The sequence below is a fragment of the Paraburkholderia susongensis genome, from assembly GCF_900177725.1.
Taxonomy (GTDB): domain Bacteria; phylum Pseudomonadota; class Gammaproteobacteria; order Burkholderiales; family Burkholderiaceae; genus Paraburkholderia; species Paraburkholderia susongensis.
In genome coordinates this window covers 1-22697 of sequence record NZ_FXAT01000017.1, presented here as the reverse complement: position 1 = coordinate 22697, position 22697 = coordinate 1, and the positions used below count along the sequence as shown (strand labels likewise).

Sequence of the window (22697 nt, the reverse complement as noted above, 5' to 3'; positions counted from 1 at the left end):
CAATGAAAAGTTGAGTGCGCCTGTTTGCATGGACTTGCGCGCGATGGTGCGTGCTCGTGCGTGCTTATGCGTGCTTGTGTGTCATTGCACGCACCGCACGCCTGCGCGTCGCGCTCATTTCGGCGCCGTTGCACTCAACGGCACACGCAGTGCGAGCGTGGCGGTGCTGCCGCCCTCCGCCGTATCGCTTTGCTCGAAGCTGCCGCCGTGCGCCTCCGCGACACGCTTGCACAGCGCGAACACCCACGCGATGCGCTTCGCTTCGCGCGGCTCGCCTGCCTGCTTGCGCGCAAACGCTTCGAGCACGTGCGGCAACGCGGCATCGTTCAACGCGGCTTCGTTCGGCTCATACGCGACACTCGCATGCCATGTGGCGGTGTCCACGTGCGCGGCCAGCGTGACTGCCTTGTCCGGCGCACTCGCTTCGACAGCGAACGTGAGCATCAACCACAACGCGGCGGCAAGCCGTTCGCGGTCGCCGTTCAACTGCTCGGCAGCGAACGACGAGTCGAGCCTGATCTCGACGCCACGCGCACGGGCAAAACCGGTGCGGACTTCCTCGACGGTTTCATCGAGCAGCGGATGCAGCGGAAACGGCGCATACGCGAGCGCGAGCGACTTCGTTTCGGCGCGCGTCGCATCGACGATCGTCTCGAGCAACTTGACCTGCTGATCGACGCCGCTGCGAATGCCCGTGATCGCGCGCTGCGAATTGGGGTCGTTCGCATCGAGCTTGCGCTCGAGCACGTATGCCCAGCTATGGATCGCATTCAACGGACCGCGCAGGTCGTGCGACACCAGCGACAGCACATGATCGCGCATGAACAACGCGGTTTCCGCGCGCAGATGCGCGCTGCGTTCGGAGATGACGAAGCCGGCGGGCGCCGGCTGTGCGCCTGCAGTCCCGGTTGAAGACGGTGTCACGGTCGAGCCCTCTCAGGCAATGCTGGGTGATGGAAGGAAGTCTCATTATAGGCATGCCGTCCAGTCCGGCCAGTCTGGCCGGACCGCCGGGGGCGGCGCAATCCGCGTGCCACGCTCAATACCCGGCGATGCTCGGTGATACTCGGCGATGCGGCCTCAACACGCCTACAATGTCGGTTTTACGTTTTGATTGAGGAGCGACGCATGTCGACTGTAACGACCGAATCCGGCCTGAAATACGAAGACATCGTGGAAGGCGCCGGCGCCGAAGCGGTGGCCGGCAAGACCGTGACCGTGCACTACACGGGCTGGCTGACCGACGGCCAGAAGTTCGATTCGAGCAAGGACCGCAACGACCCGTTCGCGTTCGTGCTGGGCGGCGGCATGGTCATCAAGGGCTGGGACGAAGGCGTGCAAGGCATGAAGGTCGGCGGCACGCGCAAGCTGACCATTCCGCCGCAACTCGGCTACGGCGTGCGCGGCGCGGGCGGCGTGATTCCGCCGAACGCGACGCTCGTGTTCGAAGTCGAGCTGCTCGAAGTCTGAAGCCCTGCGTGACGGCTGAAATACGCTCATGAGCCACGCCGCCGTCACCGCCCCTAGCGTTTCGTTGCGTCGCTACGGCGCGATCGAGGCGTCGGACGTACACGACTTTCATCAGGTCGTGCTCGGGCTCGACGGCGCGATGGTGATGGCGGTGGACGGCATCGCGCAACAGATCGACGCCAGCTCCGCATGGCTGATTCCGGCCGGCGCGCGGCACGATTACGCGGGTGTCGGCGAGAACCGGCAGCTCGTGCTGGATCTGCCGGCCGCGTCACTGGCGGTGCCGCAGCGGCTGTTCGAGCGCGCGCGGGCCGTCACGGTGGATGCGTCGCTCGCGCAGCTCGTGCATCGGATCGCCGCGCATGCGGCGGGCGGGGCAGAGGGTGACGCCTTCGATAACCGCCGTTTCCATTGGGATGCCGCGGCGCGCCTCGGCGCCGCGCTCGTTGCCGACGCCGGCACGCTGGCCGGCGCTCAGGCGGAGGGCGCCCGACTCGATTTCGCGCGCATCGACCGCTGGCTGCGCGCGCATCTGTCCGAACCGCTGCGTATCGCCGACCTCGCCGCGCATTGCGGCTTCGGCATGCGGCGCTTTCATCAGCTTTTTATCGACGCGTTCGGCGAAACGCCGCATCGCTATTTACAACGGCTGCGGCTCGACACGTCGATCACGCTGCTCGCGGACCCGCGTCTTTCGTTGACGGATATCGCGCTGGAGATCGGCTTCGGCGATCAGAGCGCTTATACGCACGCGTTCACGCGGCGTTTTGGGCTTGCGCCCGGGCAGTGGCGGGCGCTGCGGCACTGAGGGGTCGTTGGGGCCGCCTAACGAGAGGCGGCCCGCTTTCGCCGTCGCGGGCCTACTGCGGCTCGCAGCCTGCCGCAACATCCCCGCCGCTTAACCCGCCAGCCCACGCTCCAGATCGGCGCGGATATCGCCCGCGTTTTCCAGGCCCACCGCGAGACGGATCAGACCTTCGCTGATACCCGCCGCCGCACGCGCTTCCGGCGTAATCCGGCCGTGCGTGGTCGTGGCCGGATGCGTGATCGTCGTGCGCGTGTCGCCGAGATTGCCGGTGATCGAGCAGATTTTCGTGCTGTCGATCACGCGCCATGCATTCGCGCGCATCTGCTCGGGCGTATCGCCCTTCAGCTCGAACGACAGAATCGCGCCGCCCGACTTCTGCTGACGCATCGCCAGCGCATGCTGCGGATGCGATTCGAGCCCCGGATAGAACACGCGATTCACAGCCGGATGCGCTTCGAGCCAGCGCGCGATTTCGAGCGCATTCGCCGATTGCTTCTCGACGCGCAGCGACAGCGTTTCCATGCCCTTCAGCAGCACCCACGCGTTGAACGCGGAGAGCGTCGGCCCGGCGCTGCGCACGAACGGAAACACCTTTTCCATGATGAATTTCTTCGAGCCGACCAGCGCACCGCCGAGCACGCGGCCCTGACCATCGAGGAACTTGGTCGCCGAATGCATGACGACGTCCGCGCCGAGCTTCAGCGGCTGCTGCAACGCCGGGCTGCAGAAACAGTTGTCGACGACGAACACCGCATTCGCCGCTTTCGCGATCTTGCTGATCGCTTCAATGTCGGAAACTTCGGTCAGCGGGTTCGACGGTGTTTCGAGGAAGAACATCTTCGTCTCGGGACGCACCGCGTTTTTCCATGCGTCGAGATCAGCCGGATCGACGAACGTGGTCGTAATGCCGAACTTGCTGAAGATCTGCGAAAACATGCCGAGCGTCGAGCCGAACAGCGCCTGCGAACTCACGAGGTGATCGCCCGCCTGCAACGCCGACATCACGACGGACATGATCGCGGCCATGCCCGAAGCCGTCGCGATGCAAGCCTCGCCGCCTTCGAGCGCGGCCAGGCGGTCCTGGAACATCGAGACCGTCGGGTTCGTGAAGCGCGAGTACGTGAAATAGTCTTCGGAGTTCTTGAAGCGCTCGGCGGCGTCCGCGGCGCTCGCGAACACGAAGCTCGAGGTCAGGAAAATTGCTTCCGAATGCTCGTTGAAGTCGCTGCGCGCGGTGCCCGAGCGGACGGCCAGCGTGTCGAAGTCGAAGTTCAGGGAGTCGTCCATGTTGGTTCTGATTTCCAAGGTTCCGTGGGTGCGTGCGGTGCGCATCGGAGAGAACGCGACGCTGCACGGCAGCAACAAAAAAGCCCGCTTTTGCGTCGGCATAAGCGGGCTTCATGTGCGGGGAGGCTGGAGCTAAGGCGGATGACTGCGGCTTTCCGCCCTTCGCTTTAGCTGTTTCGGGTTGCCCCGCGTCCGCAAGCTGAGATCAAATCGACGCAAGCCGCCATGTTAACACGCTCGCGGCGCGGTGTGCGCTCAACCCACCGACAGTTGCAGGTGCAGCTGCGAACGCGCCGGGCCGCCGCCGTCCATCGCTTCGCTCGCGTCGTCGCGGTCCGATTGCGACGACGGCGCGAGACGCGCGCTTTCGATGCGATCGAGGTACTCGGTCGTCACGTCGCCGGTCACGTAGTTGCCGTCGAAGCACGACGCCTCGAACTCCTTCAACGCGGGGTTGATGTCGCGCACCGCCTGCTTGAGCGCATCGACGTCCTGATACACGAGATGATCCGCGCCGATCATGCGCGCGACTTCCTCGTCCGTGCGGCCATGAGCGACGAGTTCGCCGCGCGTCGGCATGTCGATGCCGTAGACGTTCGGGAATTTCACGGGCGGCGCCGCCGACGCGAAAATCACCTTGTTCGCGCCCGCATCGCGCGCCATCTGCACGATTTCATGCGAGGTGGTGCCGCGCACGATCGAGTCGTCGACGATCAGCACGTTCTTGCCCTTGAACTCGATGTTCATCGCGTTGAGCTTCTGGCGCACCGACTTCTTGCGCACCGCCTGGCCCGGCATGATGAAGGTGCGGCCCACGTAGCGGTTCTTGAAGAAGCCCTCGCGATACTCGATGCCGAGCTTCTTCGCGACCTGCATCGCGGCCGGACGGGACGAGTCGGGAATCGGCATCACGACGTCGATCGCGACGTCGGGTAACTCGCGCCTGATCTTCTCGGCGAGATAGTCGCCCATGCGCAAACGCACGTTGTAGACCGGCACGCCGTCGAGCACCGAGTCAGGACGCGCGAGATACACGAGTTCGAAGATGCAGGGGTTCAGGCTCGGGGACGTCGCGCACTGCTGCGAATGCAGCTGGCCGTCGGGGTCGATGAAAATCGCCTCGCCCGGCGCGACGTCGCGCACGAATTCGAAGCCAATGCCCTCGATCGCCACCGATTCCGACGCCAGCATCCACTCGACGCCCTGAGCCGTTTCCTGCTTGCCGATACACAGCGGACGGATGCCGAACGGGTCGCGGAAACCGAGCAGGCCGTAGCCGGCGATCAGCGAGACGATCGCGTACGAGCCGCGCACCCGGCGATGCACGCCCGAGACTGCCTTGAACAGTGCGGCCGGATCGAGCTGCAGGCCCGAGCTCGACAGCTGCAGTTCGTGCGCGAGCACGTTGAGCAGCACTTCGGTGTCGGAATTGGTGTTCACGTGGCGCCGATCGATGCGGAACATCTCGTCTTTCAGCTGCTGCCAGTTCGTCAGATTGCCGTTGTGCGCGAGGATGATGCCGAACGGCGCGTTCACGTAGAACGGCTGGGCTTCCTCTTCGCTCGACGCCGAACCGGCTGTCGGATAACGAACCTGGCCGATGCCGGTCGTGCCGGGCAGGCTGCGCATGTTGCGCGTGCGGAACACGTCGCGCACCATGCCGTTGGCCTTGTGCATGTGGAAATTGCTGCCGTTCGCGGTTGCGATGCCGGCGGCGTCCTGACCGCGATGCTGCAGGAGCAGCAGGCTGTCATAGATGAGCTGGTTGACCGGAGAATGGGAAACTACGCCTACGATGCCGCACATGGCATGTCCTTCAAAGGTACGAAATTCGTGATGGCGGCCGGTGCCTGCGACGGCGTACGCGCGACGACGTCAAGGCAGCCGGTGTGTGCCGGGGTCCTGTTGTGCATTGCTCTGGGCGCCCGGATCGTCCACATGGACGTAAGCGGCGAGCGCCTCGGGAAGCAGCGGTTTCAGTGCGCGCACGCCTTCGACCGCATACGGACGAAGCAGCGCGTTGCGCCAGAATTCCTCTTTGGGCAGTTCAGTCAAGCCTGCGAGGGCGACCAGAACCAGCACCAGAACGGCCCCGCGCACGAGGCCAAACATCAAACCTAGCGAACGATCCGCGCCACCGAGGCCCGTGACCTGCACAAGGCGGCCAAGCAGTGCGCTCCCCACGCTCGTGACCAGCACCACGCCGATCACCACGAGCGAGAAAGCCAGCAGCCATTGGGTCAACGCGCCGCCCGGCCAGTTGGACGGGATATACGGGACCACGTAGCCCACGAACTCGCAGGCCAGGAAAAACGCCGCGACCCAACCGATCAGTCCAAACACTTCCGCCAGGAAGCCACGCCACGCACCACGCAGCGCCGACAACCCGATCACCGCCATTACAGCGTAGTCGAAGGCAGTGAACATCGCTGGTTTACTGAGCGGCACCGCTGCTCGAGCCCGACACGAGGCCAGCCTCGCGAACCTTCGCGATCGCGGCGGTGGCCGCGGCGCGGTCGGCGAATGGGCCGGCGCGCAACAGCGTCAGTGTCGAGCCGTCTGCCTGCTTACGATGTTCGGTATATGCGGGTACTCCGGCCGCTTTCAACTTCGTGGCCCAACTGCGCGCGTTCGCATCGTTCGCGAAGGCGCCGAGCTGGAGCGCGAAACGGCTACCCGGCGGCGACGCCGGCGTGGCGGAATTCGCGTCGGTGCTGGCGGTGGTGTTCGTGTCGGCGTCGTTCGAGGTTGCCGGTGCCTTGGCTTGCTTCGCCGGTGCGGCATTGGCGGCGAGCGCCGGAGCCTGCGGCTTCGCGGCGGGCCGCGCTGCGGCCGTGGCGTTCGTGTCCTGTTTCGCGGCAGTCGACTGCGCCGGCTTCGTGGTGGTGGCCGGTGCTGCTGCCGTCGTTGCCGGCGCAAGGCTGGAAGCGGCGAGCCCTGCGTCGGCGGCGGGCGGATTATCCGGGGCAACACCGGCTTGCACGTCGTCGTTGGCGGAGGACCTGGCGAGCTTCGGCACGGGGCGGCTCGGAATGTCGATGGAGATGTCGTCCGTGACGGGCTTCGGGTGCGAGTCGAGCACCATCGGCAGCACGATCACCGCCGCGACGACCAGCGCGATCGCGCCGACGAGCCGGCGACGCGCACGCTGCTTTTCCGGCAGCGTGGGGTCGAGCAGCATTGCATCGGCATCGACGGTGCGCTCCGTGCGGCGGGTGCGCCGCTCGACGCGCTCACCCCGGGCGGCCCGATTGGAACTGGTGTTTGCGCCGCGCCGGCTGGGCGCGTCGTCTTTCTTGCCGAACGAGAAAATTCCCATGAATCGCTTGGTTCGAGCCTGGCGCCCGCTCAGTGTTGCTGCGATTTGCGGTAGGACATAACGCCCGCTACCGTATAGAAACTGCCGAAAACCACGATTCTATCATTCTCTGACGCACGTTTTAGCGCGTCCTGGAAAGCCTCTGCTGGTGTCGCGTAGCGCGTCACGCTGCTATCGGCGCTATCGTCCACGCCCTGCTCGCGCAACGCGGTTTCGAGCTCCTGCGCCGACGCCGCCCGCGGGGTCGGCAGATCGGTCACGCACCAGTGGTCGATCTCGCCTTTCAGGTGATTCACCAGTCCGGCGATGTCCTTGTCGCGCATCGCGCCGAACACCGCGTACGTGTACGGGAAAAAGCCCATGTTGCCGAGGTTTTGTGCGAGTACCGCGGCCGCATGCGGATTGTGGCCGACATCGAGCACGACGGACGGCTTGCCGGGCAGCACCTGGAAGCGCCCCGGCAAGTCAACGTTCGCGATGCCGAGCCGGATATCCTGCGCCGACACCGGCAAGCGGTCGCGCAATGCTTCGAGACCCGCCAGCGCCGCCGACGTGTTGATCAACTGATTCGCGCCACGCAGCGACGGATAGGCCAGCGCCGAGCGCCGCAGGGTCGGACCGACGTAGCTCCATTGCTGACGCTCGCTGCCCGCCTGGCCCTCGTAACGGAAATCGCGGCCGAATAGCCACAGTTCGGCGCCGATCTTCTCCGCGTGATCGATCAGCGATTGCGGCGGCACTGGGTCCGCGCAGATTGCCGGCTTGCCCGGACGGAAAATGCCGGCTTTTTCGAACCCGATTTTCTCGCGGGTATCGCCGAGATAATCGGTGTGATCGAGGTCGATGCTGGTGATGATCGCGCAGTCCGTGTCGAGGATATTGACCGCGTCGAGACGGCCGCCCAGGCCGACTTCGAAAATCACCGCGTCGAGCCCGCGCGAGGCGAACAGACTCATGATCGCCAGCGTCGTGAATTCGAAGTAGGTCAGCGTGACCGGCTCGGCGAGGCTCAGACGCGCGGCTTCGACGGCTTCGAAGTGCGGCAGCAGATCCGCGTCGCTCGCCATTGCGCCATTGATTCGCGCCCGCTCGTTGAACGACAGCAGATGCGGCGACGTGTGACAGCCGACCGTATAGCCCGCGCGCAGCAGGATCGCTTCGAGAATCGCGCAGGTCGAGCCCTTGCCGTTCGTGCCGCCGACCGTGATGATCGGGCAGGCGAACGACAGCTGCATTGCGTCACGCACTTTGGAGATACGGCTCAAACCCATGTCGATGCCGACCGGATGCGCGGATTCAAGGTGCGTGAGCCACGCGTCGAGGGTGGGGAATGTCGTCATCGGGTGAGTCGTGAGTGGAGCGCTGATTTGCGGTGATTCGGTCAGACGGTGCTACGGACGGCGTTGCCGGCAGTGTTGCGCATGGGCGTCGGGCGGTCGGGCGCCGTGCGGTTTATGCGCACAAAGCCTCACAAAACCGTGCGCTGGCGCATCAGCTTCGGCCAATTGCCGCCACATCCACAAGAGACCGTGATTATCCCGGAAATGACAGCGCGCCGCTTGATTGCTCACGCGGCGCGCTATTTTTGACTGCCTCTTGACTGCCTGTTTGGGGCCCCGCTACGCATTCTGAACGGCGACGCGGCTGCAAATTGCCGTATTGCGTGCGGTACGGCCGGCTTTACGCGACTGCGTCCGCCGGCTGGTGGCTCAACAGCGCCAGCAACTGGGCAATCTCTTCGCGCAGCTTGCGACGGTCGACGATCATGTCGATCGCGCCCTTCTGCAACAAGAACTCGGCGCGCTGGAAGCCTTCCGGCAGCTTTTCGCGCACGGTCTGCTCGATCACGCGCGGGCCGGCAAAACCGATCAGCGCCTTCGGCTCCGCGATCACGACGTCGCCGAGGAACGCGAAACTCGCGGACACACCGCCCATCGTCGGATCGGTCAGCACGGAGATGAACGGCAGCTTGGCTTCGGCGAGCTTCGTGAGCATCGCCGTGGTTTTCGCCATCTGCATCAGCGAGAGCAGGCTTTCCTGCATCCGCGCGCCGCCCGAAGCGGTAAAGCAGATGAATGGTACTTTCTGTTCGAGCGCGTTCTGTGCGCCGCGCGCAAAACGCTCGCCGACGACCGAACCCATCGAGCCGCCCATGAACGAGAACTCGAAGTTCGCAACCACGACCGGCAGCGTGTGAATTGCGCCGCCCATCACGACCATCGCGTCGGTTTCGTCGGTTTCGTCCATCGCCTCTTTCAGGCGATCGGGGTACTTGCGGCTGTCCTTGAACTTCAGCGCGTCGACCGGAACGATTTCCTGGCCGATTTCGTAGCGGCCTTCCGGATCGAGCAGGCCGTCGAGCCGCTCACGCGCGCCGATGCGCATGTGATGGTCGCACTTCGGGCAAACATGCAGGTTGGCCTCGACGTCGTTGCGATACAGCACGGCTTCGCACGAAGGGCACTTGATCCACAGGCCTTCCGGAATTCCCTTGCGGCTCTTCGGGTCGGTTTGTTTGATTTTCGGCGGCAGCAGCTTGTCGAGCCAGCTCATAGGAAATCCTTCTGGGTCACGGTTGCGCGAACGGCGGGGCACACCCGCCGCTCACGTTACAGCGACAAAAATAACTGTTATCGGGCAATCGCGGCGCTATCGAGCGCTTCGCGCACTTCGGCGACGAAACGCGTAAGCGTCTCGGCAGCGGTGTCGGGCGCTGCCTGTTCGAGCAATTGGACGATACGGCTGCCGATCACGACGGCGTCGGCCACACCGGCCACCGCGCGCGCCGTTTGCGCGTCACGAATGCCGAAACCGACGCCCACCGGCAGGGGGACGCGCGACTTGATGGCCGGGATTTTACTCGCGATGCTGGAAACGTCCAGATTTGCCGCTCCGGTCACCCCTTTCAGCGACACATAGTAGACGTAGCCGCTGGCGATCCAGCCGACTGCGGCGATACGCTCGTCGGTCGAGGTCGGCGCAAGCAGAAATATCGGATCGATGCCGGCAGATCGCATCTGTTCGGCGAAGCTTGCGCACTCTTCCGGCGGATAATCGACCACCAGCACGCCGTCGACACCGGCTTCCTTCGCGGCTTTCGCGAAGGCTTCGGCGCCCATGCGCTCGATCGGATTCGCGTAGCCCATCAGCACGACCGGCGTCTTGTCGTCGGTTTCGCGGAAGCGCTTGACGTCGGCAAGCACGTGGCGCAGCGACATGCCACGCGCCAACGCGCGCTCGGACGATTGCTGGATCACCGGGCCGTCGGCCATCGGGTCGGAAAACGGCACGCCGAGTTCGATCACATCCGCGCCGCCAGCGGCGAGCGCGTGCATGAATTCGACCGTGCGGGCCGGGTCCGGATCGCCGGCCGTCATGAACGGGATCAAGCCCTTCTTACCTTGGGCGGACAGCGCGGCAAACGTGTTCTTGATACGGGACATGGAAATATTCTCGGATTAGGGCTACTGCGTGCTCGCTGGAGCGCTTTTTACAGCGCGTTCACAGCATTTTTCGCACTGTTCACTGCACTTCGCTCGGCGGCTGCACTTTCGGTCTGGCCTTGGCCCGACGTGGCGCAGGCGGCGAAGCGGCGACGCTGACGCGCTCGCGCGCTATCGCGCAGTAGCTTTCATTGATCTCATAGCCGACGAATTCGCGCTGATGGCGGACGCAAGCGACTGCGGTAGTGCCGCTGCCCATGAACGGGTCGAGCACACGACCGCCTCTCGGACAGCTGGACAACACCATCCGCTCGACGATTTCCAGAGGCTTCTGGGTCGGGTGCGCGACGCGTTCGGCGTGCTGCCGATGCAAACGCGATACCGACCAGACATCCTTCGGATTATAGCCAAGCTCCAACCACTTGCTTCCTTCGAACAACTTACGCGAACGCGCCTTCTTCGTGACTGCATCGTACGGAATGCGGACGGGATCGAGATCGAAGAAATAGTCCTTCGACACCGCGAAAAAACCGATGTTGTCGTGCACCGACGTAAAGCGGCGCACGGTGCCGCCCATGCTCGGCACGCGCCGGTCCCAGATGATTTCGTTGATCATCGTGAGCTTTGTCTTCAGGAAGCTGAAGATTTCCGGTGCGTATTGCCATGTGCAGAAAATGTAGAGCGAACCCGACGGCTTGAGCTTCGGCACGGCCAGTTCGAGCCAGCCACGCGTCCAGACGAGAAAGTCCTCGCCCGTACGCATGTCGGAGTCGTTGCCGTAGTCCTTGCCGAGCCCGTACGGCGGATCGCAGACGATCAGGTCGATCGACCCGTCGGGAATGTTCGCTACATCGGTCAGAAAATCGCGGTTCAACAGCTGAATGCCGGCCGGCACCTGCGCCAGTAGCGGTGCAGATGCCGCGGCCGCCGTTACCTCGGCGGCCGGATTCTCGGTTTCAATCGCCGGCTGCGGCTCGTCGAACTCGTCACGCATCGCCGCGGCTCAGAACTGGATGCCCGATCGCTCGGCGACCGTGTGCATGTCCTTGTCGCCGCGGCCCGACAGGTTGACCAGAAGGATCTTGTCCTTCGGCAAAGTCGGCGCGAGCTTCATCGCATAAGCGAGCGCGTGGCTCGACTCCAGCGCAGGAATGATGCCCTCGATGCGACAGCAATCGTGGAACGCCTTGAGCGCTTCTTCGTCGGTGATGCCGACATATTGCGCGCGGTTGCTGTCTTTTAGCCACGCATGCTCGGGACCTACGCCCGGATAGTCGAGGCCTGCCGACACCGAATGCGTCTCGATGATCTGACCGTTTTCGTCCTGCAGCAGGTACGTCCGGTTGCCGTGCAGCACGCCGGGGCTGCCGCCGATCAGGGATGCCGCGTGACGGCCCGTTTCGATGCCGTCGCCGGCGGCTTCGACACCGATCAACTGCACTGAAGTGTCATCGATATACGGGTAAAAGATACCCATTGCGTTCGAACCACCGCCCACGCACGCGATCACGGCATCGGGCTGGCGCCCCGCCAGTTCGGGCATCTGCACACGGCATTCGTCGCCGATCACGCGCTGAAAGTCGCGCACCATCATCGGATACGGATGCGGACCCGCAACCGTGCCGATGATGTAGAACGTGTTTTCGACGTTGGTCACCCAGTCGCGCATCGCTTCGTTCAGCGCGTCCTTCAGCGTGCGCGAGCCCGATTCGACCGGCACGACCGTCGCGCCGAGCAGTTTCATGCGATACACATTGGCGGCCTGACGGCGCACGTCCTCGGAGCCCATGTAGACCACGCACTCCATGCCGAAGCGCGCGGCGATCGTCGCCGTCGCCACGCCGTGCTGGCCGGCGCCGGTTTCCGCGATCACGCGCGGCTTGCCCATGCGCTTCGCGAGCAGCGCCTGGCCGATCACGTTGTTGATCTTATGTGCGCCGGTGTGATTGAGGTCTTCACGCTTGAGATAAACCTGCGCGCCGCCGAGCAGTTCGCTCCAGCGCTGGGCGTGATAAATGGGGGAGGGACGACCCACGAAATGCTTGAGTTCGCGCTCGTATTCGGCGACGAATTCCGGGTCTTTCTGATATTTCTCGTACGCTTCACGCAACTCGTTGAGCGCGGAGAACAGCGTTTCGGCGACGAACACACCGCCAAATTGGCCGAAATGGCCTCTTTCGTCAGGCAAGTTATACATGGCAATCACTCTTCCCAGTGTGGCCCGCGGCTTTCCTCGGAAAGCACCCACGAGCCTGAATCATTCAGCGTCCGCAGCGCGCACCGCGCGTACGAACGCCGCCATCCGGGCGTAATCTTTCACGCCCCGCGCACCCGGCACTTCGATGCCGCTCGAGACATCGACCGCGTACGGGCGCACGCGATGGATCGCATCACTGACGTTTTGCGCGTTCAACCCACCACTCAAAACGGCCCGATGCGCGAGCTCTGCTGGAATAAGTGACCAATCGAAAACCTTCCCGCCGCCGCCGTAGCCGTCGACATGCGTGTCGAACAGAAGACCACTGGCTGCTGAATAGTTAAGTGCCGATTTTACCAAATCGGCCGGTTGAGTATCGGCCGCAATCCGCAGCGCGCGCAACCAAGGCAAACCCGCAATGCTGGCGAGGGCCTCGCACTGCTCCGGGGTTTCGTCGCCGTGAAACTGCATGAGCGTCAGGTTGACGTTGCTCGCGACCTCGCGGACCCAGTCCGGAGACGCATTGACGAACAGGCCGACAACCGACACGAACGGCGGCATGTCGTGCACCAGTTCGACCGCTTGCGCGACGCTCACCGAGCGCGGGCTCGGCGGATAGAACACGAGACCGATCGCGTCGGCGCCAAGATCGATCGCATGAGCGATATCTTCGGGCCTGGACAGCCCGCACAGCTTGATGCGCGTGCGATGCGGCACGCTCGGCCGGGCGGCCGCGCTGGTCTCGTTCGCGGGATGCTCGGCTGCTTTCATGTTTCCGGTTGCTCGGTCCATACACTGCTCCACGGCACGCTGCCCGTTAGCGGCGCGGGCACGGCGAATTGTTCAGGATAGCCCACCTGGGCGAGGTACAGGCCGTCCGGCATGAAGGTTGGCGCGGCGCAATCGCGGCTGAGGCTCGCGAGCACCTCGGCCATCCAGTCGGCCGGGCGACGTCCGCTGCCGATTTCGATCAGACAGCCCATCAGGTTGCGCACCATATGGTGCAGGAACGCGTTCGCCCGGAAACGGAAATGCACGAAGCTGCCCTGCCGTTTCACGTCGATCTGGTACAGATGCTTGAACGGCGTCTTCGACTGACATTGCGACGAACGGAACGCCGAAAAGTCGTGCTCGCCGATCAGATGCGCGGCGCCGGCGCGCATCGCGTCGACGTCGAGCGGCGTGTGCACCCAGCCGGCGCGCGTCGACAGCATCGGCGAGCGCACCGGGCTCACGTACAGCACGTAGTAATAGGTCCGCTCGAACGCCGAGAAGCGCGCGTGAAAGTCGTCGGGCATCGGCTTGGCCCACTGCACGCCGATCGTTTTCGGCAGGAACGCATTGGGACCACGCACCCAGGAGATATCGACGCGATCGAGTTCGGTATCGAAATGCACGACCTGCCCGAGTCCGTGCACGCCGCGGTCGGTGCGGCCCGCCACGACGGTCTGCACGGGCGTGCGCGTGAATTCGCGCAGCGCCCGCTCGAGTTCGTCCTGCACGGTGTTGCCGTGCGGTTGCGACTGCCAGCCGGCAAATGCCGCGCCGTCGTACTGGACACCTAAGGCAATACGCTTCACGACAGCGGCGCGAGGGTCGAGAGCAACGCGCGGGCTTCGGTGCGCGTGGCCGGATCGTTTGCTTCGATCACTTCGTTGATGAGCGCGCGGGCGCCGGCGAGGTCACCGAGTTCGATGTATTCGGAGGCCAGTTCGAGCTTGTTGCGCGCGATGCGGCTGAGGTCGGCCTGTGTGAACGCCGGTAACGGCTGGGCCGGGCTCGGCGGCAGTTCGAGGTCGAAGTCGAGCTTCAGCGCGCCGAAGCCGGGCGCGCCGAGACCCGCGACAGCGCCGGGGCCGGCGATGTGTTCGGTGTCGTGCTCGGCGTCATCGCCCGCCTCGTGGGCGCCGAGGGCCTGCTGCGAGGTCGTCTCGGGCGGCGCGACGGGATGCGGCGGCAGCGGCGTTGCAGCGCCCGCGCTACCGGTGCCGGCGCTGGTGCCGGTGGGCACTTCGATGCGCGGCGGCAGCGGCATGTCGAGACTGCTGAACGCATTGACAGCGTCGCGCGGGAATTCGCTCGGTGCGGACGGAGCCGCTTGCGCCGGGGCCGGAGTATCGCTGTATGGCCGACCGAACGGAGTGGCTGCGCGTGGTTCGGCCGGGTGTTGCGTGAAGTCGACCACGGGGAGCGGAACGTTTGATGAGTTCTGCGACAGCTCGGACGCGGGGTGTTCTGGCACGGCCGGTGGGGTTGCTGTTGTGCTCGCCGCCGTGGTCTCTGGTGTGGTTTTTGGTGCGCTTTCTATGGAGCTTCGCGCGGGTTCGCGGTCCCATTGCAGACGGTCAGCGCGTTCGTCCAGCGATGCGGATTCGGTGCGCGGTTCGAGCGGGCCTCGTGGCAAGGCTTCAGCGCCAAGTTCCGCCGCAGCGGCGAGGCTTGCCGCCGTGGCAGCGCTGCTCAAGGTTTCATCAGCGGGGAAGGCCGGAAGCTCGGTGGAAGCGTTGGCCTCCGTGGAAGCGGGAGTGCTCCCGATCGGTTCGTCAGGCGTGGCCTGGTGTTGGGGGGCGGTTGTGTCGGGTTGAGATGCGGGTTGTGCCGCCGACTGTTCGGCTGCTGCGCGTTCAGTTGTCGCCTGCTCTGCTGCTGCACGTTGCGCTGCTGTCTGCTCGGCTGCTACACGTTCGGCTGCCGCGCGTTCTGCCTCTGCCTGCTCGCCGGCTGCACGTTCGGCTACCGCGCGTTCTGCCTCTGCCTGCTCGGCTGCTGCACGTTCTGCCTCTGCCCGCTCAACCGCTGCACGCTCCGCTGCCGCGCGTTCTGCCTCTGCCTGCTCGGCCCCTGCACGCTCCGCCGCCGCACGCTCGGCCTCTGCACGTTCAACTGCCACTCGTTCCGCCGCTGCCTGCTCGGCTGCCGCGCGCTCTACCGCCTGCCGCCGCGTAGCCTCATCCTCCCGAACATCCAACGCCTCGCGCGCCGGCGTCTGCCCGCGCGCAGCGACATCATCCAGCGAATCATCAGCTCGAGCCGACGTCGCCATCGCCGCCCGCTCCGCAGCCGTCTTCTCGCGCTTGCGTCGGCTCATGCGCAAAGCCGCCAGCAGAACGACCAGCGCCGCGCCAACCGCTCCGGCGATGCTCAAATCCCGTTGCGACATACCACCATCATTCGATGGCGACGGCGCCACGCTCGCCTGCCCCGGCGCCGCAGGCACCGTCACAGAAGGCGCTCCCGCGACGGGCTGCGCAGCGTTCGTCGGCGCCGCGCCCGAAACCGCCGGCGCGCCGCCGATCCCGTGTTTCTGCAACTCCATCAGCACGCGGTTTTTCAGCGCGAGCAATTGCTGCAGGCTCGACACCTGCGGATGTGCCTGCGTGGCCGTGGCCGCTGGCGTGGTCCCGCTCGCCGATACCTGCGTCTGCGCGGCAGGTGCGCTCGCCGCCGCTTGAATCGATCCCGTCCACTCCTGAGTACCGCTCGCCGGCGCTGCCGCCGCCTGCGAGCCAGCTACCGGCACCGACGCAGCCGCACCGCCCGCTGCCGCACCCGTCGACATCGCCGCACTCGCTCCAGCCGGTGCACTGACCGTACCGGAAATCGCGGACGCAGCGGGCATCGCTGCGTAAGCCGCGGTACTCGCCGCACTCGCAGCGGCGGCGTTGGCCTGATCGACCACGCTCGCCGTACTGGCCGCCGCAGCCGCCGCTGGCGTGGGCACAGGAGCAGCCGGCGCGGAAGCAGATGTTGCCGGTGCAGAAACAGCCGCGCCGGACGTACCCGAAGCCCCCGCCGCCACGTCAGCCGAAGAAGCCGCCAACGCCCCCGACGCATCCAGCGCCGGCACGATCAACACCGCGCCGATACGCAACCGGCTCGGGTCATGATTCATGAACGCAGCGGGATTCGTGTCGAACAGCGCGCGCGTCGAGCGCGCAAGCACTGCGCGGTCATGCGATTGCGTGACCGCGATCGCCACGTCGTTGAGCGACTGTCCGGCACGCACCGTGTACTGGCTGCCCGCCACATAGGTGACGACAACGGAAGTGGAAGCGGCATCCGGCGCGCTCGCCGCACTGGGCGCCGTCGCGGCAAGCGCGCTGCCCACGCCTGCGCCGGCGAGCGCAAGCGCCAAAGCGGCGCTGGCCGCCACGGCCATCGGCCGGCCTTCGAATCGGCCCTTGTCGTGACGGATGGACATAGCCCGAAGAGCGGAGCGTCGAAGGTTCATCGGGACTCCTGGCGCGTCAGCGCGCAGCCTTTTTTGCGAATGGAAAGAGACAAGATGATCGGGGCACACAATGAAAAAAGCGCCGCGCAAGCGCGACGCTTCTTGAGTTGTCTACGCGTCGTGAGCGCGTAGTTTACTTTACTTGTCGAGCACAATGCGAAGCATGCGGCGCAGCGGTTCGGCCGCGCCCCACAGCAGCTGATCGCCGACCGTAAAGGCCGACAGGTATTCGCCGCCCATCGCGAGCTTGCGCACGCGGCCGACCGGCACCGTCAGCGTGCCCGTGACGACCGCCGGGGACAGATCGCGCATCGACGCTTCGCGCTCGTTCGGCACGACCTTGACCCAGTCGTTACCCGACGCGAGGATGCTGTTCACTTCGTCGAGCGGCACGTCCTTGTTCAGCTTGATCGTGAGCGCCTGCGAGTGGCAGCGCATTGCGCCGATCCGCACGCACAGGCCGTCGACCGGAATCGAACCCGGCGTGCCCATTGCCGGCTTGCCGAGAATCTTGTTGGTTTCAGCGCCGCCCTTCCATTCTTCCTTCGACATGCCGTTGCCGAGATCCTTATCGATCCAGGGAATCAGCGAGCCGGCGAGCGGCACGCCGAAATGGTCGGTCGGCATGCGGTCGCTGTTCATCGCGTTCAGCACACGGCGGTCGATATCGAGAATCGCCGACGACGGATCGGCGAGGTCTTCCTTCGCCGCGCCGTACAGCGTGCCCATTTGCTGCAGCAATTCGCGCATGTTCTGCGCGCCCGCGCCCGAAGCGGCCTGATAGGTCATGGCCGTCATCCAGTCGACGAGGTTTTCGCGGAACAGACCGCCCAACGCCATCAGCATCAGGCTGACCGTGCAGTTGCCGCCGATGAAATTCTTCTGACCCTTGACCAGCGCGTTCTTGATTACGTCGAGGTTGACCGGATCGAGAATGATGACTGCGTCGTCCTTCATGCGCAGCGCCGATGCCGCGTCGATCCAGTAGCCATTCCAGCCTGCCGCGCGCAGCTTCGGGAACACTTCGTTCGTGTAGTCACCGCCCTGGCAGGAGATGATCGCTTCGCACTTCTTCAGGTCTTCGATGCTTGTCGCGTCTTTGAGCTTGGTCTCGTTTTTGGCGAACGACGGCGCGTTGCCGCCCGCGTTGCTGGTGCTGAAAAACACCGGTTCGATCAAGTCGAAATCGCCTTCCTGCTGCATGCGTTGCATCAGGACGCTGCCGACCATGCCGCGCCAACCTACGAGACCTACGTTCATGACTTCATACCCTTCGAAATGGAAACTTCCCCGCATCTTTGCCCGCAGTGACCGCGCGGGGAAGACGGGCGGACACGACGGACGATCAGCGCTTCGTGATCGTTTTCGGGGTAATCGTTTTGATGGTAATGGCGAACTCAACCGCACGGGCCGTTTTGCCGTGCAGCTTGGAAATCGAGGAGATTTGGGAGATCTGCGCCATCGCGACAATATACACGAAAACCGGAAGCTGGCGGCGCCTGTCGCCACCGCCCGAGCCTGTTACGCGAAAATCGGCCTTGAAAACAGGCCGATTCTCGTTTTTCAGGTCGTTTGTTTGACGACCTGATCTACCGCCTGAAACGGTGAAACTCGCGCGTTTTACAGCGCGGCCACGACGGCATCGCCCATCGCGGCGGTGCCCACCTGCTTGCAACCCGGCGTGAGAATGTCGCCGGTGCGGTAGCCTTGTTCGAGCACCTTCTTCACCGCGTTTTCGATGCGATCGGCCTGCTCCGCCTTGTTCAGCGAATAGCGCAGCATCATTGCAGCCGACAGGATAGTGGCGAGCGGATTGGCGACGCCCTTGCCCGCGATGTCCGGCGCGGAACCGTGCGACGGCTCGTACAAGCCCTTGTTGTTCTTGTCGAGCGAAGCCGACGGCAGCATGCCGATCGAGCCCGTCAGCATGGCTGCCTCGTCGGAGAGAATGTCGCCGAACATGTTGCCGGTGACGATCACGTCGAACGACTTCGGCGCCTTCACGAGCTGCATCGCGGCGTTGTCGACATACATGTGCGAAAGTTCGACGTCCGCGTATTCCTTCGACACGTCGATCATCACGTCCTTCCAGAACTGCGACGTTTCGAGCACGTTGGCTTTGTCGACCGAAGTCAGCTTCTTGTCGCGCTTTTGCGCGGCCTGAAACGCGACGTGCGCGATACGGCGCACTTCGGGTTCCGAATAGCGCATCGTGTCAAAACCTTCCTTCGCGCCGGCAAAGAGGCCGTCCGGCGAAGTACGTACGCCGCGCGGGGCGCCGAAGTAGATGTCGCCGTTCAGCTCGCGCACGATCAGGATGTCGAGACCCGAAACGATTTCTTCCTTCAGCGACGACGCGCCGGTGAGCTGCGGATAGCAGATGGCCGGACGAAAGTTCGCGAAAAGCTCCAGGTGCTTGCGCAGACCGAGAATGGCCTGCTCCGGACGCAGCGCGCGTTCGAGCTTGTCGTACTTCCAGTCGCCGACCGCGCCGAACAGGATCGCGTCGGCTTCCTTCGCGAGCGCGAGCGTCGAGTCGGGCAGCGGATGGCCTTTCGCTTCGTAGCCCGCGCCGCCAACCGGCGCTTCTTCGAGTTCGAACTTTTCGCCGAGCACGTTCAGGACCTTGACGGCCTCCTTGACGATTTCGGGACCGATGCCGTCGCCCGGCAACACTGCGATCTTCATGCGAATTCCTTGATGATTTTCTTCGAGACTTTTCAGCGCGATTTTGAGCGGGAACCGGCGCGCGGGCGCGCGGCGCTCATGTGTTCAACCGCGCGCGTTCAACCAACGATTCGGTGATTGAGCCAGGGCTGCTTCGCGAGACGCTCCGCTTCGAACTGGCGGATTTTGTCCGCGTGACGCAGCGTGAGGCCGATATCGTCGAAACCGTTCAGCAGGCAGTACTTGCGGAATGCCGCGACGTCGAACGGATATTCGGTGCCGCCGTCGGCCGTGCGCACGACTTGCGCTTCGAGGTCGACGGTCAGCTTGAAACCGTTGAACGCATACGTTTCGTTGAACAGATGATCGACCTGCTGCTCGGTCAGCACGATCGGCAAGAGGCCGTTCTTGAAGCAGTTGTTGTAAAAAATGTCGGCAAAGCTCGGCGCGATCAGCGCGCGAAAGCCGTATTGCTGCAACGCCCACGGCGCGTGCTCACGCGAGCTGCCGCAGCCGAAGTTCTTGCGCGCGAGCAGCACCGAGGCGCCCTGATAACGCGGCTGATTCAGCACGAAATCGGGATTGAGCGGACGCTTCGAGTTGTCCTGACCCGGCTCGCCGTGGTCGAGGTAACGCCATTCGTCGAACGCGTTCGGACCGAAACCCGTGCGCTGGATCGACTTCAGGAACTGCTTCGGAATGATCGCGTCCGTGTCGACGTTCTCGCGATCGAGCGGCGCCACGACGCCGGTGTGTACGATGAATTTATCCATGACGCTTGCGCCTGTTCAGGATCGGGCGATGCGGTTGGCGGCCGGAAAGCCGCGCGCCGCGTCGCTGGTAAAAATCAAAAACCGCTTATTTGTCAGCGTGATTGCTGATCGAATTGCCGAGGTGCGACATGTCCTCGCCGAATCCGTGCACCGTGTTGCAGCCGGCCAGACCGAGCAACAGCCCGGCGAGCGTGCCGAGGGCGAAGCGGCGCAATAGAGTGATGCGATTCATGTTCTTCATCATGCGATTTATCCAAGCTTGCGAATGTCGACGAAATGCCCTTCGATAGCCGCAGCCGCGGCCATCGCGGGGCTCACGAGGTGGGTACGGCCACCGGCGCCCTGACGACCTTCGAAATTACGATTCGACGTGGACGCGCAACGCTCGCCCGGTTCCAGCCGGTCGGCGTTCATCGCGAGGCACATCGAGCAGCCCGGCTCGCGCCATTCGAAACCAGCGTCGGTAAAGACCTTGTCGAGGCCTTCACGCTCCGCCTGAGCCTTCACGAGCCCCGAGCCCGGCACCACCATGGCGAGACGGATGTTCGGCGCGACACGGCGGCCCAGCTTCTTCACGACGTAAGCCGCGGCGCGAATGTCTTCGATGCGCGCGTTGGTGCACGACCCGATGAAGATTTTATCCGGCTTGATCGACTCGATCGGCGCGTTCGGCTCGAGCGCCATGTACTTGAGCGCACGCTCCATCGCATCGCGCCTGACCGGGTCCTTCTCGCGTTCCGGATCCGGCACGCGGCCGTCCACGGCCGTGACCATTTCCGGCGACGTGCCCCACGTGACCTGCGGCACGATTTCCGCGGCGTTCAGCTCGATCACGCGATCGAAATGCGCGCCTTCGTCCGACTTGAACTGCTTCCAGTACTCGACCGCATGATCCCACTCGACGCCTTGCGGCGAGAACGGACGGCCCTTCAGGTATTCGACCGTGGTGTCGTCGACAGCGACCATGCCGGCGCGCGCGCCCGCTTCGATCGCCATGTTGCAGACCGTCATGCGGCCTTCCATCGACAGCGCGCGGATCGTCGAGCCGCCGAATTCGATCGCATAGCCGGTGCCGCCCGCGGTGCCGATCTTGCCGATGATCGCGAGCACGATGTCCTTCGCGGTACAGCCGCGCGGCAGTTGGCCCTCGACCCTCACGAGCATGTTCTTGCTCTTCTTCTGCAGGAGCGTTTGCGTGGCGAGCACGTGCTCGACTTCCGAGGTGCCGATGCCGTGCGCAAGCGCGCCGAACGCGCCGTGCGTGGACGTATGGGAATCACCGCAGACGATCGTCATGCCCGGCAGCGTCGCGCCCTGCTCCGGCCCGATGATGTGGACGATGCCCTGACGCACGTCGTTCATCTTGAACTGCGTGATGCCGTAGGCGTCGCAGTTGGTGTCGAGCGTGTCGACCTGCAGCTTCGAGACCGGGTCGGCGATGCCGTGGCTGCGGTCGGTGGTCGGCACGTTGTGGTCCGACACCGCGAGGTTCGCGCTGATGCGCCACACCGGACGCTCGGCCATCTTCAGGCCTTCGAAGGCCTGCGGGCTGGTCACTTCATGCAGCAGATGACGGTCGATATAGAGAATCGTCGTACCGTCGTCTTCCGTGTGGACTACGTGCGTGTTCCACAATTTGTCGTAGAGAGTCTGTGCCATGGTATGCGGGGGAGTAGTGACTGCGGGCTGACTATGTCGATTGATTATGCCACGCTGCGCACCGCGATGGGCTGCTCAGTCAACGAAAAAACCGATAAAAAACATGGAGTTGGCTGGTAGTGTCGATACCTGTATCGGCGTTACCCGGCAAGCATGGGCGGCCCGCGACGCTCATGCGCCGCATGCGCGTCCGGCAGCGGCCGCAAAAAACAAAACACCCCAACGGCAGACCCGTTGGGGTGTTTTTCTACGCTGATCTCACGCTCCTGCGCGACACGTATGCCACGACGAAGCGCGCGGATCGAGTCCGTCCAGCGAGCAACGATTAACGCTTCGCGATCGGCTTGGCTTCGCGCAGCGTCTCGCCGATGAACAACTGGCGCGGACGGCCAATCTTCTGCTCAGGATCGGCGATCATTTCGTTCCACTGCGCAATCCAGCCAACCGTACGCGCCATCGCGAAGATGCATGTGAACATCGAGGTCGGGATGCCGAGCGCGCGTTGCACGATGCCCGAATAGAAGTCGACGTTCGGGTACAGCTTGCGCGACACGAAGTATTCGTCTTCGAGCGCGATCTTCTCGAGCGCCATGGCGAGCTTGAACAGCGGATCGTCGTGCAGGCCCAGTTCTTCGAGCACTTCGTAGCAGGTCTCGCGCATCAGCTTCGCGCGCGGGTCGTAGTTCTTGTAGACGCGGTGACCGAAGCCCATGAGCTTCACGCCCGAGTTCTTGTCCTTCACCTGCTTGATGAACTCGGGGATGTTGTCGACCGAGCCGATTTCTTCGAGCATGTTCAGCGCGGCTTCGTTCGCGCCGCCGTGCGCCGGGCCCCACAGACACG

23 protein-coding genes are annotated in these 22697 nt (G+C 64.2%); 4 read left to right on the top strand and 19 right to left on the bottom strand.

Annotation, left to right across the window (positions count from 1 at the left end; translation table 11 throughout):
* Positions 1 to 114 precede the first annotated feature (114 nt).
* Positions 115 to 924, bottom strand: coding sequence for a sensor histidine kinase (locus B9Z01_RS31215; RefSeq protein ID WP_085489409.1), 810 nt, complete (start codon positions 922 to 924; stop codon positions 115 to 117).
* Positions 925 to 1128: 204 nt separating this feature from the next.
* Between B9Z01_RS31215 and B9Z01_RS31210 the strand changes: the two genes are divergently transcribed.
* Both B9Z01_RS31210 and B9Z01_RS31205 read left to right on the top strand, forming a co-directional pair.
* The gene (locus B9Z01_RS31210) at positions 1129 to 1470 is read left to right on the top strand and encodes an FKBP-type peptidyl-prolyl cis-trans isomerase (protein ID WP_085489408.1); all 342 of its coding nucleotides are present in this window, start codon (positions 1129 to 1131) and stop codon (positions 1468 to 1470) included.
* Positions 1471 to 1498: 28 nt separating this feature from the next.
* Positions 1499 to 2278 (top strand): AraC family transcriptional regulator, encoded by a 780-nt coding sequence (locus B9Z01_RS31205; RefSeq protein WP_085489407.1) that lies wholly within the window; start codon positions 1499 to 1501, stop codon positions 2276 to 2278.
* Positions 2279 to 2368: 90 nt separating this feature from the next.
* Here B9Z01_RS31205 and B9Z01_RS31200 read toward each other — a convergent pair whose 3' ends face one another.
* Positions 2369 to 3565, bottom strand: coding sequence for an O-succinylhomoserine sulfhydrylase (locus B9Z01_RS31200; protein WP_085489512.1), 1197 nt, complete (start codon positions 3563 to 3565; stop codon positions 2369 to 2371).
* Here B9Z01_RS31200 and B9Z01_RS35760 point away from each other — a divergent pair.
* Entirely contained in the window at positions 3564 to 3701 is a 138-nt protein-coding gene (locus B9Z01_RS35760; protein ID WP_167387597.1) for a hypothetical protein, read from the top strand. The genes B9Z01_RS31200 and B9Z01_RS35760 overlap by 2 nt on opposite strands.
* Before the next feature lie 119 nt (positions 3702 to 3820).
* Here B9Z01_RS35760 and purF read toward each other — a convergent pair whose 3' ends face one another.
* From purF to asd, 12 genes are all read right to left on the bottom strand, one after another.
* On the bottom strand, positions 3821 to 5371 hold the full coding sequence (purF, locus tag B9Z01_RS31195; RefSeq protein WP_085489406.1) for an amidophosphoribosyltransferase: 1551 nt from the start codon (positions 5369 to 5371) through the stop codon (positions 3821 to 3823).
* 69 nt (positions 5372 to 5440) lie between these two features.
* Positions 5441 to 5992 (bottom strand): CvpA family protein, encoded by a 552-nt coding sequence (locus B9Z01_RS31190; protein WP_085489405.1) that lies wholly within the window; start codon positions 5990 to 5992, stop codon positions 5441 to 5443.
* A 7-nt stretch (positions 5993 to 5999) separates the two neighbouring features.
* Entirely contained in the window at positions 6000 to 6884 is an 885-nt protein-coding gene (locus tag B9Z01_RS31185) for an SPOR domain-containing protein (protein WP_085489404.1), read from the bottom strand.
* Positions 6885 to 6913: 29 nt separating this feature from the next.
* Positions 6914 to 8224 carry a bifunctional tetrahydrofolate synthase/dihydrofolate synthase gene (folC, locus tag B9Z01_RS31180; RefSeq protein ID WP_085489403.1) on the bottom strand — a complete coding sequence of 437 codons (1311 nt, stop codon included), beginning with the start codon at positions 8222 to 8224 and terminating at the stop codon, positions 6914 to 6916.
* Positions 8225 to 8564: 340 nt separating this feature from the next.
* Complete coding sequence (gene accD / locus B9Z01_RS31175) at positions 8565 to 9437, bottom strand: acetyl-CoA carboxylase, carboxyltransferase subunit beta (protein WP_085489402.1); 873 nt, start codon at positions 9435 to 9437, stop codon at positions 8565 to 8567.
* A gap of 77 nt (positions 9438 to 9514) precedes the next feature.
* Entirely contained in the window at positions 9515 to 10327 is an 813-nt protein-coding gene (gene trpA / locus B9Z01_RS31170) for a tryptophan synthase subunit alpha (RefSeq protein WP_085489401.1), read from the bottom strand.
* Positions 10328 to 10406: 79 nt separating this feature from the next.
* Positions 10407 to 11321: a DNA-methyltransferase gene (locus B9Z01_RS31165; RefSeq protein WP_085489400.1), complete on the bottom strand. Its 915-nt coding sequence runs from the start codon at positions 11319 to 11321 to the stop codon at positions 10407 to 10409.
* A gap of 9 nt (positions 11322 to 11330) precedes the next feature.
* The gene (gene trpB, locus B9Z01_RS31160; protein ID WP_085489399.1) at positions 11331 to 12524 is read right to left on the bottom strand and encodes a tryptophan synthase subunit beta; all 1194 of its coding nucleotides are present in this window, start codon (positions 12522 to 12524) and stop codon (positions 11331 to 11333) included.
* 60 nt (positions 12525 to 12584) lie between these two features.
* Positions 12585 to 13295: a phosphoribosylanthranilate isomerase gene (locus B9Z01_RS31155; protein WP_085489398.1), complete on the bottom strand. Its 711-nt coding sequence runs from the start codon at positions 13293 to 13295 to the stop codon at positions 12585 to 12587.
* Positions 13292 to 14104 carry a tRNA pseudouridine(38-40) synthase TruA gene (gene truA / locus B9Z01_RS31150; protein ID WP_085489397.1) on the bottom strand — a complete coding sequence of 271 codons (813 nt, stop codon included), beginning with the start codon at positions 14102 to 14104 and terminating at the stop codon, positions 13292 to 13294. Before truA ends, B9Z01_RS31155 begins: the two co-directional genes overlap by 4 nt.
* On the bottom strand, positions 14101 to 16755 hold the full coding sequence (locus tag B9Z01_RS31145; RefSeq protein ID WP_085489396.1) for a FimV C-terminal domain-containing protein: 2655 nt from the start codon (positions 16753 to 16755) through the stop codon (positions 14101 to 14103). Before B9Z01_RS31145 ends, truA begins: the two co-directional genes overlap by 4 nt.
* Positions 16756 to 16893: 138 nt before the next feature.
* Positions 16894 to 18015 (bottom strand): aspartate-semialdehyde dehydrogenase, encoded by a 1122-nt coding sequence (asd, locus tag B9Z01_RS31140; protein WP_085489395.1) that lies wholly within the window; start codon positions 18013 to 18015, stop codon positions 16894 to 16896.
* On the opposite strand from asd, the gene B9Z01_RS35755 reads away from it, so the two are divergent.
* A complete protein-coding gene (locus B9Z01_RS35755) occupies positions 18014 to 18343 on the top strand; it encodes a hypothetical protein (protein ID WP_167387596.1) in 330 nt (109 codons plus the stop codon). The two genes, asd and B9Z01_RS35755, sit on opposite strands and share 2 nt — an antisense overlap.
* A 32-nt stretch (positions 18344 to 18375) precedes the next feature.
* Here B9Z01_RS35755 and leuB read toward each other — a convergent pair whose 3' ends face one another.
* From leuB to B9Z01_RS31115, 5 genes are all read right to left on the bottom strand, one after another.
* Positions 18376 to 19443, bottom strand: coding sequence for a 3-isopropylmalate dehydrogenase (leuB, locus tag B9Z01_RS31135; protein WP_085489394.1), 1068 nt, complete (start codon positions 19441 to 19443; stop codon positions 18376 to 18378).
* Between the two features lie 98 nt (positions 19444 to 19541).
* Entirely contained in the window at positions 19542 to 20195 is a 654-nt protein-coding gene (gene leuD / locus B9Z01_RS31130; RefSeq protein ID WP_085489393.1) for a 3-isopropylmalate dehydratase small subunit, read from the bottom strand.
* A gap of 85 nt (positions 20196 to 20280) precedes the next feature.
* Entirely contained in the window at positions 20281 to 20439 is a 159-nt protein-coding gene (locus tag B9Z01_RS31125; protein ID WP_085489392.1) for an entericidin A/B family lipoprotein, read from the bottom strand.
* Positions 20440 to 20444: 5 nt separating this feature from the next.
* Positions 20445 to 21854 (bottom strand): 3-isopropylmalate dehydratase large subunit, encoded by a 1410-nt coding sequence (gene leuC / locus B9Z01_RS31120; RefSeq protein WP_085489391.1) that lies wholly within the window; start codon positions 21852 to 21854, stop codon positions 20445 to 20447.
* Between the two features lie 325 nt (positions 21855 to 22179).
* Positions 22180 to 22697 (bottom strand): citrate/2-methylcitrate synthase (locus tag B9Z01_RS31115; protein WP_275937534.1); only part of this gene is annotated, 518 nt, incomplete at its 5' end.